At 63.3% G+C, this 16,690-nt stretch carries 14 protein-coding genes; 5 read left to right on the forward strand and 9 right to left on the reverse strand.

Annotated features, from left to right (window positions below; all coding sequences use genetic code 11):
- Nucleotides 1-76 precede the first annotated feature (76 nt).
- Together AAGS40_RS19215 and AAGS40_RS19220 are read right to left on the reverse strand one after the other, a co-directional pair.
- Nucleotides 77-2,416 (reverse strand): FdhF/YdeP family oxidoreductase, encoded by a 2,340-nt coding sequence (locus AAGS40_RS19215; protein WP_345816368.1) that lies wholly within the window; start codon nucleotides 2,414-2,416, stop codon nucleotides 77-79.
- Nucleotides 2,417-2,528: 112 nt separating this feature from the next.
- Entirely contained in the window at nucleotides 2,529-2,708 is a 180-nt protein-coding gene (locus tag AAGS40_RS19220) for a hypothetical protein (protein ID WP_345816369.1), read from the reverse strand.
- Nucleotides 2,709-2,937: 229 nt separating this feature from the next.
- On the opposite strand from AAGS40_RS19220, the gene AAGS40_RS19225 reads away from it, so the two are divergent.
- A complete protein-coding gene (locus AAGS40_RS19225) occupies nucleotides 2,938-3,183 on the forward strand; it encodes a DUF6723 family protein (protein ID WP_345816370.1) in 246 nt (81 codons plus the stop codon).
- A 113-nt stretch (nucleotides 3,184-3,296) separates the two neighbouring features.
- Here the strand turns inward: AAGS40_RS19225 and AAGS40_RS19230 are convergent, their stop codons facing one another.
- Nucleotides 3,297-3,533, reverse strand: coding sequence for a hypothetical protein (locus AAGS40_RS19230; RefSeq protein WP_345816371.1), 237 nt, complete (start codon nucleotides 3,531-3,533; stop codon nucleotides 3,297-3,299).
- 228 nt (nucleotides 3,534-3,761) lie between these two features.
- Between AAGS40_RS19230 and AAGS40_RS19235 the strand changes: the two genes are divergently transcribed.
- The 4 genes from AAGS40_RS19235 (at nucleotide 3,762) to tkt (ending at nucleotide 7,508) form a co-directional block, all read left to right on the forward strand.
- Entirely contained in the window at nucleotides 3,762-3,995 is a 234-nt protein-coding gene (locus tag AAGS40_RS19235) for a hypothetical protein (RefSeq protein WP_345816512.1), read from the forward strand.
- Nucleotides 3,996-4,087: 92 nt separating this feature from the next.
- The gene (locus AAGS40_RS19240) at nucleotides 4,088-4,258 is read left to right on the forward strand and encodes a hypothetical protein (RefSeq protein WP_345816372.1); all 171 of its coding nucleotides are present in this window, start codon (nucleotides 4,088-4,090) and stop codon (nucleotides 4,256-4,258) included.
- A gap of 330 nt (nucleotides 4,259-4,588) precedes the next feature.
- The gene (locus AAGS40_RS19245; protein WP_345816373.1) at nucleotides 4,589-5,134 is read left to right on the forward strand and encodes a cupin domain-containing protein; all 546 of its coding nucleotides are present in this window, start codon (nucleotides 4,589-4,591) and stop codon (nucleotides 5,132-5,134) included.
- 289 nt (nucleotides 5,135-5,423) lie between these two features.
- On the forward strand, nucleotides 5,424-7,508 hold the full coding sequence (tkt, locus tag AAGS40_RS19250) for a transketolase (RefSeq protein ID WP_345816374.1): 2,085 nt from the start codon (nucleotides 5,424-5,426) through the stop codon (nucleotides 7,506-7,508).
- 144 nt (nucleotides 7,509-7,652) lie between these two features.
- On the opposite strand, the gene AAGS40_RS19255 is transcribed toward tkt, so the two are convergent.
- The 6 genes from AAGS40_RS19255 to AAGS40_RS19280 all read right to left on the reverse strand — a co-directional run bounded on the left by AAGS40_RS19255 (nucleotide 7,653) and on the right by AAGS40_RS19280 (nucleotide 16,498).
- Nucleotides 7,653-8,738 (reverse strand): hypothetical protein, encoded by a 1,086-nt coding sequence (locus AAGS40_RS19255; protein WP_345816375.1) that lies wholly within the window; start codon nucleotides 8,736-8,738, stop codon nucleotides 7,653-7,655.
- A 139-nt stretch (nucleotides 8,739-8,877) separates the two neighbouring features.
- Nucleotides 8,878-9,990 (reverse strand): cell division protein ZapE, encoded by a 1,113-nt coding sequence (zapE, locus tag AAGS40_RS19260; RefSeq protein WP_345816376.1) that lies wholly within the window; start codon nucleotides 9,988-9,990, stop codon nucleotides 8,878-8,880.
- Between the two features lie 112 nt (nucleotides 9,991-10,102).
- Complete coding sequence (locus AAGS40_RS19265; protein ID WP_345816377.1) at nucleotides 10,103-12,436, reverse strand: PAS domain S-box protein; 2,334 nt, start codon at nucleotides 12,434-12,436, stop codon at nucleotides 10,103-10,105.
- 1 nt (nucleotide 12,437) lies between these two features.
- Nucleotides 12,438-13,241, reverse strand: coding sequence for an alpha/beta hydrolase (locus AAGS40_RS19270; RefSeq protein ID WP_345816378.1), 804 nt, complete (start codon nucleotides 13,239-13,241; stop codon nucleotides 12,438-12,440).
- Between the two features lie 345 nt (nucleotides 13,242-13,586).
- Nucleotides 13,587-15,434 (reverse strand): thiamine pyrophosphate-requiring protein, encoded by a 1,848-nt coding sequence (locus AAGS40_RS19275; RefSeq protein ID WP_345816379.1) that lies wholly within the window; start codon nucleotides 15,432-15,434, stop codon nucleotides 13,587-13,589.
- Nucleotides 15,435-15,595: 161 nt separating this feature from the next.
- Nucleotides 15,596-16,498, reverse strand: a complete 903-nt coding sequence (locus AAGS40_RS19280; protein ID WP_345816380.1) for a YihY/virulence factor BrkB family protein — start codon at nucleotides 16,496-16,498, stop codon at nucleotides 15,596-15,598.
- Nucleotides 16,499-16,690 lie beyond the last annotated feature (192 nt).

Below are 16,690 nucleotides of genomic sequence, written 5' to 3' on the forward strand. Positions count from 1 at the left end.
CCGCAAAGGCCCAACAACACAATGCGCCGGTGTCGTGACCACCGGCGCATTTTTTTCCAGGCTCGACCGCAGCGCGTCAGGCTGCTTTCGCGGTTCCGTCCGACTTACGCAGTCGGACGGGAATCGCCTTAGACGCCGGGACCAGGCTCGATTTTGCGTGATGCGAAAGCGGAATCAGCCGGTTGCACTCCGGGTAGTAACCCATGATGCAGCCCGCTGGAATGTCGAACGGATGCACGTGCATGCCATCCACTTCGCGCGTGACGCCGTCGGTGGAAACGGTGGTAACGCACACCGCGTCGCCGTCCGCGAAACCGAGGCGGGTGAGGTCATCGCGATTCATCAGCAGCACATTGCGCGTGCCGGTCACGCCGCGAAAGCGGTCGTCGAGTCCGTACACCGTCGTATTGAACTGGCTGTCCCCGCGCGTGGTGGCGAGCAACAGTTCATCGGGGCCGGGGGCCGGCATGTCGGCGTCTTCGTCGAGCGTCTCGGGCACAATGAAATTCGCTTTGCCGGTTTCTGTTTTCCATTGGCGTTCACAAGCGGCCAGCGGCCGGTGGAAGCCGCCAGGCTGTGTAAAGCGCTGATTGAAATCCTTGAACTGGTCGGGATACGTGCGTTCGATCGCGTCGCGCACCCGCGCATAGTCGCCAACCCATGCATCCCAGTCGACATTCGGATTGGGCGGCAGCAGCGCCTTGGCGAGGCCGGCCACGATCGCCGGCTCCGAGAGCAGCATCTCGCTAGCCGGCTCGGCCATCCCATGCGACCCATGCACGCAGGCCGTGCTGTCCTCGATGCTCACCCACTGTTCGCCGCTTTCCTGACGATCGATCTCGATGCGCCCAAGGCAAGGCAACAGATACGCAACTTCGCCGTGCAAGATGTGACTGCGATTGAGTTTCGTCGCAATTTGCACGGTGAGCCGCAGTTGACGCCAGGCAGGGTCCATTACGTGGTGATCGGGAATCGCCACCTGAAAATTGCCGCCTAGTCCGATGAACGCCTTGACTTTGCCGTCGAGCACGCCCTGGCACGCTTCAACGGTGCTCATGCCTTTCTTGCGCGGCGGCTCGAACGCGTACAGTTCCTTCAGCTTGTCGAGCGGCGCGAGTTCGGGCTTTTCCGTGATGCCGACCGTGCGCTGCCCCTGCACGTTCGAATGTCCGCGAATAGGACAGATTCCTGCGCCCGGCCGTCCGATATTGCCGCGTAACAGCAGCAGGTTCGACAGCATCTGGACGTTATGCACGCCAGTGCGATGCTGCGTAATGCCCATTCCATACAGCACCATCGCGGCCTTCGCGCGCGCATAGACGCGGGCGGTCTCTTCCAGCGCGGCGCGCGTGAGGTGCGAGCGCTGTTCGATCTCCTCCCACGTCGTCGCGCGCATCGCATTCGCGAATGCTTCGAAGCCGTGCGTGTGTTCGGCGATAAACGCTGCGTCGAGCACGCGCGTCTGGCCGTGCTGCCGCGCTTCGTCGTCCCATTCGATCAGCAGCTTGCACAGGCCGGTGATTGCCGCCGCGTCACCGCCAATCTTCACCTGGTGATACTGCGTGCTGATACGCGTCTCGGCGGGTGTCAGCATGTCAACCGGTGACTGCGGATTCGCGAAGCTCACGAGCCCGCGCTCGCGGATCGGATTGAAGGTGATGATCTCGGCGCCGCGTTTGCGGGCGTCCTGCAACTGATGCAACATGCGCGGCGCGTTCGTGCCCGTGTTGTGACCGAAGAACAGCATGCAGTCGGTATGCTCGAAATCTTCGAGCGTCACGGTACCGACGGGCACGCCGATCGTTTTCGGCAGCGCCACCGAGGTACTCTCGTGACACATGTTCGAACTGTCCGGCAGATTGTTGGTGCCGTACATGCGCGCAAGCAACGCATACATATAAGACGTTTCGAGCGAGGCGCGACCGGATGCGTAAAACACGGCTTCATCCGGATCGAGTGCTTTCAGTTCTTTTGCAATGTCGTCGAAGGCGGCTTGCCAGGTGGTCGGCACATAACGGTCGGTCGCGGCGTCCCAGCGCATCGGCGCAGTGAGACGGCCGCGCGATTCCAGTTCGTAGCCGCTCCACGTTTGCAGTTCGGTCAGTGTGTGTTGCGCGAAAAAATCGTTATCGATGTGCTTGCTCGTGATTTCCCACGCCGTCGCCTTCGCTCCGTTTTCGCAGAACTCGAACAGATGCGGATCGGCTGGCTTCGCCCACGAGCAGCTCACGCAGGCAAAGCCATCGGGCTTGTTTTGCTGCGACAGAATGCGGCTGCCGTTCAGCGTCACACCTTCTTTGACGAGAATGCTGGCGACGGCCTTGACCGATCCCCAGCCGCCGGCCGGCGCGCGATATTCGCGAATGGGGGCGGCCGCTTTGCCGTCGTCTGCTGCTGCGGAGTGATCCGTGTCCATGCTTTTTCCTCGCTAAGTGGCTGGCGCGTCCCCGCGCGCATAACAAAGCGCAATTACCGGGCCATCCAGATGCTTGCGCGTACAACCAGGTCGGGCAACCTGAAATGCCGATTCATCTCATCGGCGGCGAATTGGCCGGCGGATCGCCTTCGGGCGCCTGGGGCGGGTCCGTTTCGTCGTCAGGCGCGGGGTCAGGATCGACGGCGGGCAACGGCGCGTCCGGGTCGACCTCCGGCGGTGTAGGGGTGTGCAAACGCCAGTCCATCTGATCGGGCTTGCAAGCGTTGTCCATCACTATCTCCATACGAGTAAGTCCCAAGTAGCGCAATGGTCATGCCACGGTTGCGCGACGCCTGCCGGTAGCGGTGTTCACTCGTGTGGAACGGCTATTGCTCGAGTCCACGGTGCACTGATGCCTTGCAACATGAAGGTTGGTTCATACCGTCGCTGATTGCGTGCAGAGCGTGCGAGCGTGGTGACTCTGATCGACAGACTGACATGCGGGAACAGGGAAAGACAAAATGGCGCGACATAAGGCCGACGTTGCTGACGACGACTTTGAAATTTACGCCAGCTATCACGGAACAGGCGACGGCCGTTACGTAGGTGGACTGAAGGTTGTCAGGAAGGTGGACAGGAGAATCCTGTTTCCATTCGACGGCGCGCCGGAGATCGGCCCGTACGCCACCGCGGACGAGGCGCGCCGCGCCGCGATCGAGTATGGCCGCGAAATCGTGGCGGCGGATCGTGCGAGTCCGGAAGCATGACGCACGATAGCGCCGCGTGCCGCGACGCTATCAACTACCGGCCCATCCTCAATAATTCACACAGATCATTGACGCCGGTCTCTCGCAGAAGTCTATGATCGCGTCACTTCCTGTCAGGGCATCCCGCCGAGTGAGGGCGAAATGATGCTGCCACGGTTCGGGTCATCGGGATGCTCGTCGGGCACGGTAGGGCGCGCCGAAAGCGGCGGATGGCTCCGATAGCAACTATCCACCGATGTGTCGACGAGGCAGCGCTGGAATGCATCGGCATCGCTTTTGTCACCGAATGTGTAAAGCGTGCGTTCGACCTGCACTTCGGTGTCCGATACGCGAATCGTCGTCATGGTCATGAGCTTCTCCTTTTTTTACAAAGTGTGGTTCATCCGTGCATGCGACACCGCGCAACGGCCGTGCCCACCTGCAGGCGACCGCTCGTACGGGCGTGCCGACGGGAGGGACTGGATGTTGCTGACGTACGCAACGCAGCTCGCATTCGTGAGCGGCTTTCAGGAGAAGACAAGATGACGAACGAAGAGGGCAACGCACCCGCGCAGGATGAACGCCCAACCTTGCGCCCCATGCCGGAGATCAGTGAAGAGGTCAGGGCGCGCAATCGTCCGAGCGGTACGCACTACCTTGAACCGAGCCCGCTCGGCATTGAGCCGGTCGTGCAGACGGGTGTCGACAAGCTGACCAACCCGCCGCGCTCCAGCGAACGGCCGGCGCACGGCGCGGAAGTCCCGCTCGGCACGGGCGGTCATAGTGAGCCTCCCGGGGGCGGCGGCCGCGAGTCGCAACACAAGGAAGACTGAAGCAGAGCGGCCAGTCGAACGACAGTTCGACCGCCTGCACGTAACGCGTGATGCGAACTCGCGGCACGTTATGGAACTTGAAGGAGCTGGACATGCAACAGGACAACGAATCCCTCAATCCCGGGGACGAAGCGCCCGCTGATTCGCCGGGCGTCGGTGAGGATATCTGCCGCGCGTGCGAGGGCAGCGGCACGGTCAACGGTCAGCCGTGCGCAGAGTGCGGCGGAACGGGCAAGGTACTGCAGGGGATTGGCGGAGGCTGAGGCTCGGGCTGGTGGCACTGGCACTGGCGCTAGCACTGGCACAGAATAAAGTTGGCGCTTTGACCTGAAGTGGGGCGATTCGTCTCGCTCAGATTGCCGTACCGGTCCGCAACGCGAATCAGCGACTAGCAGTGCAGGGCCGGATGCCCAGCGGTTTCGTTCGCTAGCTGGCTCAGCGGGCGGGCGCGCTTTGTGCGAGTTCACATGCGTTTGCCTGGAACGGACGCGCGCCGGCAGGGCGGCACATTTGCCTCGATCGCGATCGTCCCATCGGGACGCACGTCACGCTGACGCGCGGCACCGCAAGCATCTGTACGCACAGGAGTCATCATGTTTAACGACGTCAGTCACGGACTCGACACGGCACAAACCGCGTACGAGGCTTTCATGCTCGAACCGCACGACTGGGTGCCGAACAACAGTACGTTGCCAGTCATTCTTTATCGTCATGCGCTGTCGCCCGATAGCGGCGATCTGGCGTCGGCTTTCGAAGTACTGTTCGAGAACAATCAATGGCCGCCGCAATGGCGCGACGGCATTTTCGACTATCACCATTTCCATGCGACCGCCCATGAAGTGCTGGGCGTTACGGACGGCTCGGCGGAAGTCATCGTCGGCGGTCCGGGCGGCAAGGTATTGAAAATTTCTGCCGGCGACGTGCTGCTCCTGCCTGCGGGCACGGGCCACTGTCTGCAATCGTTCGCGCGCCATTTTCAGGTCGTGGGCGGCTATCCCGCCGGCCAGCAGTGGGACATTCGCCGCGAAGCGCTCAAGCCGGACGAACTCGCGGCGATGAAGGCGTTGCCGTTTCCGCCCGTGGACCCGGTAGAGGGCCAGCGTGGCGCGCTGATCGAACATTGGCTGAATAAAGAATGATGCTTGCGCGAATGCGCGCTTCCGCACTTGCAAGCCCACTGAAAGGGTCCGCGACTATCGCTCATCCGGTCACCGGCGTCCGGCCCGGCATGCATGGATGAAATCGCGGATGTCACGCGCCGCGTGCAGCATGACGATGTCAGTTGGCGTGCAGAGTTGCCCGCATCGGCGCATCATCGCCGGGTCTGACAGCGGTTTCTGAAGCGTTCTTCCCCCGAACACGGTTTGCCGGCCGCGCCGAAGTCCGGCGTCACGGCAGTGTCCTCCACCGCCGAACAAGGAGTGTTCCATGCAAAACGATCCCGCCCTCGACCAGTTGTGTATCAACACGATCCGCACGCTGTCGATGGACGCAGTGCAAAAAGCCAATTCCGGCCACCCCGGCACGCCGATGGCGCTTGCGCCGGTGGCTTACCATCTGTGGCAGAACCATCTGGTCTACGACCCGGACGAGCCGCTCTGGCCGAACCGCGACCGCTTCGTGCTATCGGTCGGGCACGCGTCCATGCTGCTCTACTCGCTGTTGCACCTGACCGGCGTCAAGGCCGTGGATCATGACGGCAATCCGACCGACGAGCCCGCCGTGTCGCTCGACGATATCCAGCAGTTCCGTCAGATGGGCAGCAAGACGCCGGGCCACCCCGAATACCGGATGACGACCGGCGTGGAAACCACCACGGGGCCGCTTGGCCAGGGGTTGGGCAATAGTGTCGGCATGGCAATGGCCGCGCGCTGGCATGAAAGCCATTTCAACCAGCCTGACGCGCCGCTGTTCGACTATCGCGTCTACGCGCTTTGCGGCGACGGCGACATGATGGAAGGCATTTCGCACGAAGCCGCGTCGCTTGCCGGACATCTGAAGCTGTCGAACCTGATCTGGATCTACGACAGCAACCGCATCACGATCGAAGGCCATACGGATCTCGCCTATAGCGACGACGTGGAGAGCCGTTTCCGCGGCTACAACTGGCATACGCTGCACGTGGACGACGCGAACAACGCCGACGCGCTGGAAGCGGCGCTCGTCGAAGCGAAAAGCATTACCGACCGGCCGACGCTGATCGTGGTTCACAGCATCATCGGCTACGGCGCTCCGCACAAGCAGGACACGGCGGCCGCGCACGGCGAGGCGCTCGGCGTCGAAGAAGTGGCGCTGACCAAGAAGGCGTATGGCTGGCCCGAAGACAAGTTCTTCTACGTGCCGCACGGTGTGCGCGAGCGTTTCGCCGCGGGCATGGGGGCGCGCGGCAAGGCGGCGCGCGAGCAATGGCAGGCGAAGTACGACGCGTACAACAAAAAGTATCCGGAGCTGGCGCGCGAATTCGCGCTCATGGAAGCGCATGAGTTGCCGGCCGGCTGGGACACCGACATTCCGACGTTCGAGGCCGACGCGAAGGGCGTCGCGTCGCGCGAGTCGTCGGGCAAGGTGCTCAATGCCATTGCGGCGCGCGTGCCGTGGATGATCGGCGGCGCGGCCGACCTGTCGCCGTCCACCAAGACCAACCTCAAATTCGAGGGCGCGGCAAGCTTCGAGCACGACAACTACGGCGGCTGCAATCTGCACTTCGGCATCCGCGAACACGGGATGGGCGCCGCCGTGAACGGCCTTGCGTTGTCCAATATGCGGCCGTTCGGTTCGACGTTCCTGATCTTCAGCGATTACATGAAGCCGCCGATCCGGCTGGCTGCGATCATGGAAGTGCCGTCGATTTTCGTGTTTACGCACGATTCGATCGGCGTCGGCGAAGATGGGCCGACTCACCAGCCGATCGAGCAGCTGGCGTCGCTGCGCGGCGTGCCGGGGCTGACCGTGTTGCGGCCCGGCGATGCAAACGAAGTTGCCGAAGCGTGGCGCGTCGCGATGGCCGATCCTAAGCGGCCGTCGTGCATCGTCGTGTCGCGGCAACCGCTGCCCACGCTGGACCGCAGCAAGTATGCGTCCGCGAAAGGCGTGCATCGGGGCGCCTACGTGCTCGCCGACGCACCGGACGGCAAGAAGTCCGAAGTGATCCTGATGGCGACGGGTAGTGAACTGTCGACGTGCGTCGAGGTGTACGAAAAGCTCAAGAGCGAAGGCATCCCTGCGCGCGTGGTGTCGATGCCGTCGTGGGACGTCTTTGAGCGCCAGGACGACGCGTATCAGGATTCGGTGCTGCCGGCGGATGTCGATGCGCGCGTTGCCGTGGAACAGGCCGCTACGCTCGGGTGGGACCGTTATGTCGGGCGGCTCGGCGCGCAGGTGGTGATGCACACGTTCGGCGCATCCGCGCCGATCGCCGACCTGAAAAAGAAGTTTGGCTTCACGCCGGAGCACGTGTACGAAGCGGCGAAGCAGCAGATCGAGCGCGTCAAATCGAAGAGCAGTCAGGAATGATGCGCGCGGCGTCGCCGGTTCCAGCGCAGTAGCCGGCGGACGCGGAGAGAGCAAACCGGCGGCGTGACACACCCGCCGGTTTTTTTATTGCCCTCTCTTGCCGCGCTGGACAACATGAAGCCCCCTCGCGCCCGATGCAGCCCGCTAGTTTGCCGGAATCGTCACGACAGGCGCTTTGCTGCTCGTGTCCGCTTCGGCGAGCGCCATCAGGTTCTGCACCACCGTAAAAGCGTATTTCGAGTCGAAGTCGTTACGGTCCACCCAGTAACTTGCCGGTCCATACTCGATCATCACGTACGCGTTCTCAGGCGGTTTCGCGCCCGAGCGGACGATGATCGTCGGACGCGTTTCGCCGCCGATCAGCCCCACGGTCGGCTTGGTCGAGCCATCCGCGATGCGCTCCACCGGCACCTGCACCTGCGCGCCGAGGTCGGTCAGAATGCCGAGCACCGAGCGCGTGACCATCGGAATCTTGTCGCCTTTCTGTGAAGCCGACGACGGTCCGTACACGATTTCATAGGTTCGCGTATTGCTCGACAGATGCAGCAGTTTGCGCACGCGCGCAAGATCGGCGGCGATCGACGGCGACTCGCCGCTGGTCGTCGCGCCCATCACGAGGAACACCCCCATCTGGCCGTTCTTCTGATCGGCCTGCCGCGATTCGACGTTCAATTCGCCAGCCAGCTGCAAGCGGCGCAGCGCCCGCAACAGCTCGAAGAAACCTGGTGCGCCCGCGCTGTTTTCGCCGCCCAGTGCGTTGCCGTTCTGCAGACCGCCGACCGACTGCGCGGTGATGCGCAGCAGCAGGTCGATCGGAATGCCGCCTTCGGCCAGCGGCAGGACCAGCGACGGGGCGAGCGGCCGGATGTACGCAGATGCGAACGCCTCGCCGGTGGTTGGCGTGAAGGTGAACGTCGGGTGGTTCGAATATGACACGTTGCCGGTCGCGAGCGCATAGTTCGGCTGGCTGCCGGAGCCGACGTTGCCAGTGGCGCCGGCCGTGGCGTCGAACGTGTAGGCGGCAATGATGCTGCTCACGGTGAGAAAAGCCGGTGCATCGCCGTAGCGTAGGCCGACCACCGCCGCAAGAATTTCGCGCTTTTTCGCGTCGCCCAGGGCTCGCGCGTAATCGACCTGATCGGCCTTCAGCCGTGAAGGTCCGATATGCACGCATGCCGAGGTCAGGCACGCTGCGCAAAGCGCTGCAGCGATCGATGCTGTTCTAATCATGACTAGAGGAGGTGCGGAGGCAATCCGCTGAAGAATGGGTCCGCCACGCGAGGAGCAGTCCCCATTCCAGCATCCGCGTTAGCACGCCTGAAACGCGCTTTCCGCTTAGGAATCAAAGCTCGCATCCGCCTTGAAGCGCTCACGCGCCGCGCACCTTTTGCTGCTGCGTTGCAAAATTTGCAGCGTCGAGCGCGTGACGATACGTACTCGAGCGCATTTCGGCGAGGCGGCTCAGGGTTCGTGACAGGTCGTGGGCGCCCGCCAGATCGGCAAGCGCCGTCTCGACAGGTTGATCGCACGCAATGAACAACGCACGCTTGCGGTCGTAAAGAATGTCGACCAGCCAGACAAGACGCTGCAGCACCGGTGCACGCGTCAGCCATTCAGCGCGGACACGGTCGAGAATAAGCCCGTGCCACTGCTCCGCCAGATCCAGATAGTCCAGATGCGAGCGGCTGGCCACGCACAACGCCTCGAAATTGGCCCACAGCAACGCCGCGCCCGCGGCGCGTGCGTTGAGCGGACGTCCTGCTGCGCTCAGTGTGGTGGGCCTCAATGCTTCGTCGCCTTCGTAGCGCAGGAAAAGCTGCCGCAGCGCGCCTTCGGTCGACGCATCGAGCGGCGCAAAAAAACGTTGCGCCTGCGCGTGCTCGCCGCCAAAACGGTAGTCGCGCGCTCCGTCGAAATGAATGACGATGAATGCGCGTTCGATCTGCTCGATGGTGGGGAGAAAACGTTCGTGGAACTCGGGGTCGGGCAGGAGACCCTGCGGCGCGTAATTTGACGTGAGCACGATGCGCGTGCCCAGCGAAATCGCGGTGTCGAGAAAGCGGCCCAGCAGGAACGCGTCGGCAATGTCGTGTACGTGGAATTCGTCGAAGCACAACAGTTGCGTGCCGTCGAGCCACTGACGCGACACCGAGCCAAGCCGGTCGTCGCCGCGCGGCTCGCTGACGAGCCGCCGGTTCATCTCGCGCAGGAATTCGTGAAAGTGCAGGCGGCGCTTGCGGCAGGCGGCCATGTCGAACACGGTGTCGACGACAACGCTTTTGCCCCGGCCAGGCAGGCCATGGCAATACACACCTTGCCGCCGACGTGCTGGCAGCGAGCTCGCGCGCTCCCCGCCGTTACCGCCTGAAGGCGCAATGGACGCCACGAGTGCGACCAGTGCGTCGATTGCCTCGCGCTGACGCGCGTCGGGCTCGATGCCGCGCGCGGCCAGCGCATTCGCAACATGCGCAGCGCCGATCATGAGTCGAACGGGTCCGGCGTGACATGCCAGGGGTGTGGCGGCGCGGCGCGCGGTGCGGACAAAGGTCGAAGCACGACAGGGTGGCGGGTCGAAAGCGCGTCAGGGTATCGGCTCATGCTCGCTGGCGGCTCAACACGCGTTGCAACTCCTGAGGGTCGACCGGCTTGGTGAAGTGGTGGTCGAAACCGGCTGCGACCGCGGTCTGCTTGTCCTGCTGCTGGCCCCAGCCTGTCACGGCAATCAGCAGGATGCCCGCTTCGGCATGCTCGATACGAATGCGCCGCGCGAGCTCGTACCCGTTCATCAGCGGCAAGCCAATGTCGAGAATCACCGCATGCGGCGCGAACTCGCCGATGAGCGCCAAACCGGAGACGCCGTCGGCCGCCGTGCGCACGTCGTAGCCCTCGAGGCCGAGCACCATGGCGAGGCTCTCCGCGGCGTCGGCGTTATCGTCGACGATCACCACGCGCAGGCCGGCCGTGTGAGGTTCGTCGGCGGGCGCATCGTCGCCGGGCGCGGCGAGGTTTTCCGACAGCGGCAGGCGGATGACGAACTCACTGCCGGTGCCCGGTCCGCCGCTGAATGCGGCGACGGTGCCGCCATGCAGTTCGGCCAGACCGCGCACCAGCGCGAGGCCGATTCCGAGGCCGCCTTGCGAGCGGTCGAGCGCGGGCGCCAGCTGCGAGAACATTTCGAACACGCTGTTCAGGTGCTCACGCGGAATGCCGATGCCGGAATCGCGCACGACGATCACCGCCTCGTCGCCTTCGCGTTCCGCGGTAAGCACGATGCTGCCGCCTGGCGGCGTGTATTTGGCCGCGTTGTTCAGCAGATTGAGGATCATCTGCGACAGGCGCGTCGGATCGGCGTCCAGATAAAGCGGCTCGCGCGGCAGCGTGACGCTCAGATGGTGTGATGATGCCTGGACCGCGGGCCGCGCGGCTTCCATGGCCGACTGCATCGCGCGCGCCAGTTCGAGGCGCTGCTTGCGCAGTTCGAGCTTGCCCTGCGTGATGCGCGACACTTCGAGCAGGTCGTCCACCAGATGCGTCATGTGCTGTAACTGGCGGTCGAATACGTCGCGCGCCCAGTTCAGTTGCGGGTCGGCGAACTCTTTCAGGCGCAGGATTTCCAGCACGTTGCGCATGGGCGCGAGCGGGTTGCGCAACTCGTGCGCAAGTGTGGCAAGGAATTCGTCCTTGCGGCGATCGGCTTCCGACAGTTCGAAGTTCAGCCGCTTCAGTTGCTGCTCGGCGCGCCGGCGTTCGGTGATGTCGCGACTCACGCTGACCGCGCCGTAAATGTCGCCGCGTGCATTCGCCAGCGGCTTCACCACCGTTTCGCAGACGCCGCGGCTGCGGTCGCGGCGCACGAACGGCAATTCGCTGCGCCACGTGCCGTCAGATGCGAGCGCGGAGAGCGCCTCGCGGCGAATCCGCAACGCATCTTCAGGCGCGAAGAAGATCGAAACCGGCCGGCCGAGTATTTCACGCGTGCGGTAGCCGAGCATGCGCTCGCCGCCCACGTTGAAGTCGGTGATATTGCCGCGCAGATCCGTAATGACGATCGCGTCGCTCAGGTGCTCGAAAATCGCCGCCTGACGCAGCAGCACGGTTTGCGCTTCCTTGCGCTCGGTGATGTCGATGCCGAGGCCATAAATGGTCAGCGGTTCGCCGTTGCCGCCGTAGGTCGCGCGCCCGCGGCCTTCCATCCAGCACCAGTCGCCGCTCGCATGCAGGAAGCGGAATTCGGCGACGTAGTCGTCGCCGGTCTCTACGGCGTGATCCACCGCTTCGTTCAGCGCGATCAGGTCGCCCGGGTGGATCAGTTCGAAAAAGCCGCCGGGCGTGTGTGCGAAGCGTCCCTCCGCAAAGCCCGCGAGCGCTTCCAGCTCGCGGCTCCACCAGAACTTGCCCGACTTCGGCTCGTGCGACCACGCGCCCATGCGGGCGCCGCGCATGGCGAGGCTCAGCACGTCGCGGCTTTCCTGCAATTCTTTCTGCGCGAGCTGATGCGCAGCCACCGACGCCTCGGCGTTGCGCCGCGCGAGCAGCAGTTCCTGCTCGTACTTGTGCCGGTCCGCGACGATCAGCACGGCCACCTCGATATAGTCGAGATGGTCGTGCGTGCGACGCACGGCATTGAGCAGCATGGGCACCATGTGGCCGTCGCGATGCATCATGTTCAGCTTCACTTCGGCGACCGATCCCTGCATGCGCAAAAGGGGCGCCCAGTGCGTCTGGTAGAACACTTTGCCGCCACCGCTCAGCAGGTCCTGAATATGCCGGGTGTGCGCCAGTTCGTTCGCGCCGTAGCCCAGCCACGCGCATAGCGTGGCGTTGACCCGCAGGATGCGGCCGTTCGCATCTGCGACGAGCAGGCCGCACGCGGCGTGCTCGAACAGCGCCTCGGCGGAGGGCAGCGGGCGATCCGTGCTGGGCATCATGTCACGAACTCAGGCGCCCGAGAAAGGCGCTCATGGCCGACGCGCTCGCGCCCGGCGCACTCAGGTGCGGGCAATGGCCGACGTTGTCGATCAGGTGCAGTGTGCTGCCCGGCATGACCCGATGCATGTATTCGCCCACCGAGCGCGGCGCGATGATGTCGTCGCTGCACTGGAGGATCAGCGAGGGCGTATTCGCGCGCGGCAGGATAGCGCGGTGATCGGACAGAAAAGTGACACGCGCAAAGTCGCGGGCGATCGCAGGATCGGTACGGCAGAAGCTGTTGGTCAGTTCGATACCGAGTTCGGGCTGCTCGGGCGCACCCATGATGACCGGCGCCATGTTGCTCGACCAGCCGAGATAGTTGCTCTCAAGCGTGTGAAGCAGGTCTTCGATATCTTCGCGCGTGAAGCCGCCTATGTAGTCACCGTCGTTCACATAACACGGCGACGGCCCTACCATCATGTGCGCTGCGAATAGTTGCGGGGCCTCCAGACTGGCGATCAGCCCGATCATCGCGCTGACGGAATGACCGACGAAGACGACCGGACCCTGCGCTACCTCCTGGATGATCTCGTTCAGATCGGCCGCGTACCCGCCGAGCGACGCGTATTTGTGCGAATCGTACGCGGAAAGGTCCGACGCGCCGCTGCCAACATGATCGAACAGCACCGTGCGAAACTCGTCATGGAACGATGGCACGAGATAGCGCCACATGCTTTGATCGCAACCGAAACCATGTGCGAGAACCATCGTCCGTTTGCCGTTTCCGGTAATTTGTACGTTATTGCGCTGCATGACGCTCATCTGGGGTCCTGAGGCTCACCAAAGGCCGCGGCGTGGGTACGCGCGGCCCGGCATCTCCGCAAATGTTACCGCACTCTAGCGGTAAATTTCGCATGTAGCGCATGACGAAAGCACAAGAATGCTCGGTGCATGGCGGAGGAGGTACAGACTGCTTTCGACGACTGGTCCCGGCTTTGGTTCCAGCCGGTTGGCGCGGACTTGGACCGGCACGGCACGCGCGCAGGACTTGTCAGATGCTGTTCATCGCACGGCTCAGCTGCCGCTCGCGCAGTGCTCGCGCGCCGTCGCGGCGCGGGCCGCGCAAGCCGCGCCGGCTCCCGCCAACTTAAGCCAACTCGCGCCGACTTAACTGTCGTGGTGCCCGGGCAGCACCGCACCCAGTACCTGCTTCGCCGTTTCGACGATCACGTTACCTTCGTCGGGGTCGCCCTTGAGCAAGGTGGAAGCAAATGCCTTTGCCTGAGCCAGCGTGATATGCGGCGGCAGCGGTGCGATGTTTGGATCGGCTTTCACTTCGATCACGACCGGGCAGTCGGCGGCGAGCGCCTCGTCCCATGCGAGCGCCATCTGCTCGCCGTCATCGACATAAATGCCCTTGAGGCCGATCAGCTCTGCGAACTTGTGATAAGCCACCGACGGAATGTTCTGCGATGCCTCGAACTTCGGATCGCCTTCCATGGCGCGCTGCTCCCACGTGACCTGGTTCAGGTCCTGATTGTTCAGCACCATGCAGATCCAGCGCGGGTCCTTCCAGCCTTGCCAGTACTTCGCCACGGTGATGAGTTCGGCCATGTTGTTCATCTGCATGGCCCCATCGCCTACCAGCGCGATGACGGGCCGGTCGGGATAGGCGAATTTCGCGGCGATCGCGTAGGGCACCGCTGCCCCCATCGAAGCGAGGCCGCCCGAGAGCGAGCACATCATCCCGCGTTGCACCTGCAGATCGCGCGCGTACCAGTTCGCCACCGAGCCAGAATCGCTCGCAACGATCGCATTCGACGGGATGCGTTTCGACAGCTCCCAGATCGAGCGCTGGGGATTGACCGCATCCTTGCCGGGCTCGTGCGCGCGCTTCTCGAGCGTTTTCCACCAGTCCGCCGTCCAGCGTTCGATCCGCTTGCGCCACGCGTGATCCTTCTTTTCTTCCAGCAGCGGCAGCAGCGCGCGCAAGGTTTCCGCGCTGTCGCCGACCAGATTCACTTCCATTGGATAACGCAGGCTCAGCATGTCGGCCTTGATGTCGATCTGCACGCCGCGCGCGGCGCCTTCCTTAGGCAGAAACTCGGCATACGGAAAGCCCGAGCCGATCATCAGCAACGTGTCGCACTCGGCCATCATGTCGTAGCTCGGCTTGGTGCCAAGCAGACCGATCGAGCCCGTCACCCAGGGCAGATCGTCCGGCAGCACGGCTTTGCCAAGCAGCGCTTTAGCGACGCCGGCACCGAGTTTGTCGGCAATGGCGATCACTTCGTCGGTGGCGTTCAGTGCACCCGCGCCGACCAGAATCGCGACCTTCTTGCCGGCATTCAGCACATCCGCGGCTTTTTGCAGATCGTCCGGGTACGGCATCAGGCGCGGCGCACTGTAGCCGACGCCGGAGTGCAACGTGCCATGTTTGCGGCCGGGCGCCTCATAAGGCAGTTCCTGTAAATCGTTCGGCAGAATGATGGCGGTCACCTTCCTTTCGGCGAGCGCGGTGCGCACCGAGCGATCGACCAGATGCCGCACCTGCGCGGGCACGCTTGCCTGTTCGACGAACGCGCCCGCCACATCCTTGAACATCGACACGAGATCCAGCTCCTGCTGATAGTGGCCGCCGAGCGCGGCGCGTGCCTGTTGTCCAGCTATGGCGAGCACCGGCATGTGATCCATGCGGGCGTCGTACAGGCCCGTGATCAGATGCGACGCGCCTGGCCCGGACGTGGCGGTGCACACGCCGAGTTCGCCCGTGAACTTCGCATGCGCGCAAGCCATGAACGCGGCCATTTCTTCGTGACGCACCTGGACGAACTCGATTGGCTCGACGGGCTGGCCATCTTTTTCCCCATGCCTGCTGTGTTTGCCTGCTTCCTGTTGCGCGCGGTTCAACGCGCCGAATACGCCATTGATGCCGTCGCCGGGATAGCCGTAGATGCGCCGCACGCCCCACGCGTGCAGTCTTTCGATAATGAAGTCGCCGACGGTTTGAGACATGGTTGCGTTCCTCAGGATTCGGGTTGTGCCGTGGCGCGCGCTTCTGGCGGCCGTCATCCTGACGTCGCGAGCAAGCGATGTTCCTTGCAACGGGGTGACATGCGCAGCCAGTGCACACCTTGCGGCGCGCATAACATGGCAGCGTGACGCGTGCCCGTGTATCAGCCGGTCTTGATTTGCGGCTGCGGCGCACGTGTCGGTTCGAGGCCGAACCGTTCGTATTGCGAAATCACCTGTGCGCCGAACAGCAGCAGGGTAGCGAGCCATTCCAGACTGAACAGGATGACGATCGCCATGGTCAGCGAGCCGTACACCACGCTGACCTGTGAAAGCGTCGCGAAGTACCACACCAGCACATGCCGTGTGATTTCCCACAGCACCGCGGCTACGATGCCGCCGAACAGCGCATGTTTGAGAGAAGGCTGCCCGACCGGCATCACCATGTAAATGGAAGTCAGCACGAAAATCTCACCGGCGAGGCCAAGCAGATACAGCACGATGCGCGAGAGGCCCTGCAACGAGACGTACGTGCCGAACAGATCGAAGCCCTTGGCGCCGACCGCCTCCAGTCCACTCGACACGATGGTCACGATCAGAATGCCGATTCCGAGAAACAGGATGTAGCAGTAGGGCAGCATCGCCGAGAGCAGATAGTGCCGCCGGCGAACCACTACGCGATGGACGAAGATCAGGGACATCGCGTTTTCCAGCACCGTGAACGCGAGCGAACTGAAGAAGATCATGGTCAGCAGCAGCACCCAGCCAATCACGGCCCGATGAGCGAGGAAATTGGCGAGTTCGTGCACCAGTGCCGACGACTGCCCCGGCACGAGCCATTGCAGCAGATGTCCAAGCGCCGCCAGCAACGCTTGCTGAGGCACCAGATGCGACAGCGCGATGACGATCAGGATCATCAGCGGCACGATTGAAAGAAGCGCGTAGTAAGCCACCGCGCCGGCGAGCAGCAAACCCTGATTCGCGCGAAACGCCTTCAGCGTCTGAAGAAGAAACGTACCGGGATGCTTCGCTACATAGAGCGCGCGCTGATCGATGATGATTTGCATAATGTCTCGCGAAACGCGCTTCGCGGTGGCGGGCGCATGCATCGCATGACAAGCAAGAACGCCGCCAAGGACTTTTACGCCAGTCGTCACGCGCGAAACCGACGAGGCCGAATGCCGCCCACCCGCGCGAAGACTATGCCGCACAACACAGCAGCGGGAACATGACTTGCTCCACAAATGGCGCGACATATG

Source organism: Paraburkholderia sp. PREW-6R, from assembly GCF_039621805.1.
GTDB lineage: Bacteria > Pseudomonadota > Gammaproteobacteria > Burkholderiales > Burkholderiaceae > Paraburkholderia.

What these genes read in the sequence shown, in the direction of transcription:
- AAGS40_RS19245 (WP_345816373.1), top strand. Translation starts at nt 4,589, where the DNA reads ATGTTTAACGACGTCAGTCACGGACTCGACACGGCACAAACCGCGTAC.
- AAGS40_RS19220 (WP_345816369.1), bottom strand. Translation starts at nt 2,708, where the DNA reads ATGGACAACGCTTGCAAGCCCGATCAGATGGACTGGCGTTTGCACACC.
- AAGS40_RS19275 (WP_345816379.1), bottom strand. Translation starts at nt 15,434, where the DNA reads ATGTCTCAAACCGTCGGCGACTTCATTATCGAAAGACTGCACGCGTGG.
- AAGS40_RS19240 (WP_345816372.1), top strand. Translation starts at nt 4,088, where the DNA reads ATGCAACAGGACAACGAATCCCTCAATCCCGGGGACGAAGCGCCCGCT.
- tkt (WP_345816374.1), top strand. Translation starts at nt 5,424, where the DNA reads ATGCAAAACGATCCCGCCCTCGACCAGTTGTGTATCAACACGATCCGC.
- AAGS40_RS19270 (WP_345816378.1), bottom strand. Translation starts at nt 13,241, where the DNA reads ATGAGCGTCATGCAGCGCAATAACGTACAAATTACCGGAAACGGCAAA.
- AAGS40_RS19235 (WP_345816512.1), top strand. Translation starts at nt 3,762, where the DNA reads ATGCCGGAGATCAGTGAAGAGGTCAGGGCGCGCAATCGTCCGAGCGGT.
- AAGS40_RS19280 (WP_345816380.1), bottom strand. Translation starts at nt 16,498, where the DNA reads ATGCAAATCATCATCGATCAGCGCGCGCTCTATGTAGCGAAGCATCCC.
- AAGS40_RS19215 (WP_345816368.1), bottom strand. Translation starts at nt 2,416, where the DNA reads ATGGACACGGATCACTCCGCAGCAGCAGACGACGGCAAAGCGGCCGCC.
- zapE (WP_345816376.1), bottom strand. Translation starts at nt 9,990, where the DNA reads ATGATCGGCGCTGCGCATGTTGCGAATGCGCTGGCCGCGCGCGGCATC.
- AAGS40_RS19255 (WP_345816375.1), bottom strand. Translation starts at nt 8,738, where the DNA reads ATGATTAGAACAGCATCGATCGCTGCAGCGCTTTGCGCAGCGTGCCTG.
- AAGS40_RS19225 (WP_345816370.1), top strand. Translation starts at nt 2,938, where the DNA reads ATGGCGCGACATAAGGCCGACGTTGCTGACGACGACTTTGAAATTTAC.
- AAGS40_RS19230 (WP_345816371.1), bottom strand. Translation starts at nt 3,533, where the DNA reads ATGACCATGACGACGATTCGCGTATCGGACACCGAAGTGCAGGTCGAA.
- AAGS40_RS19265 (WP_345816377.1), bottom strand. Translation starts at nt 12,436, where the DNA reads ATGATGCCCAGCACGGATCGCCCGCTGCCCTCCGCCGAGGCGCTGTTC.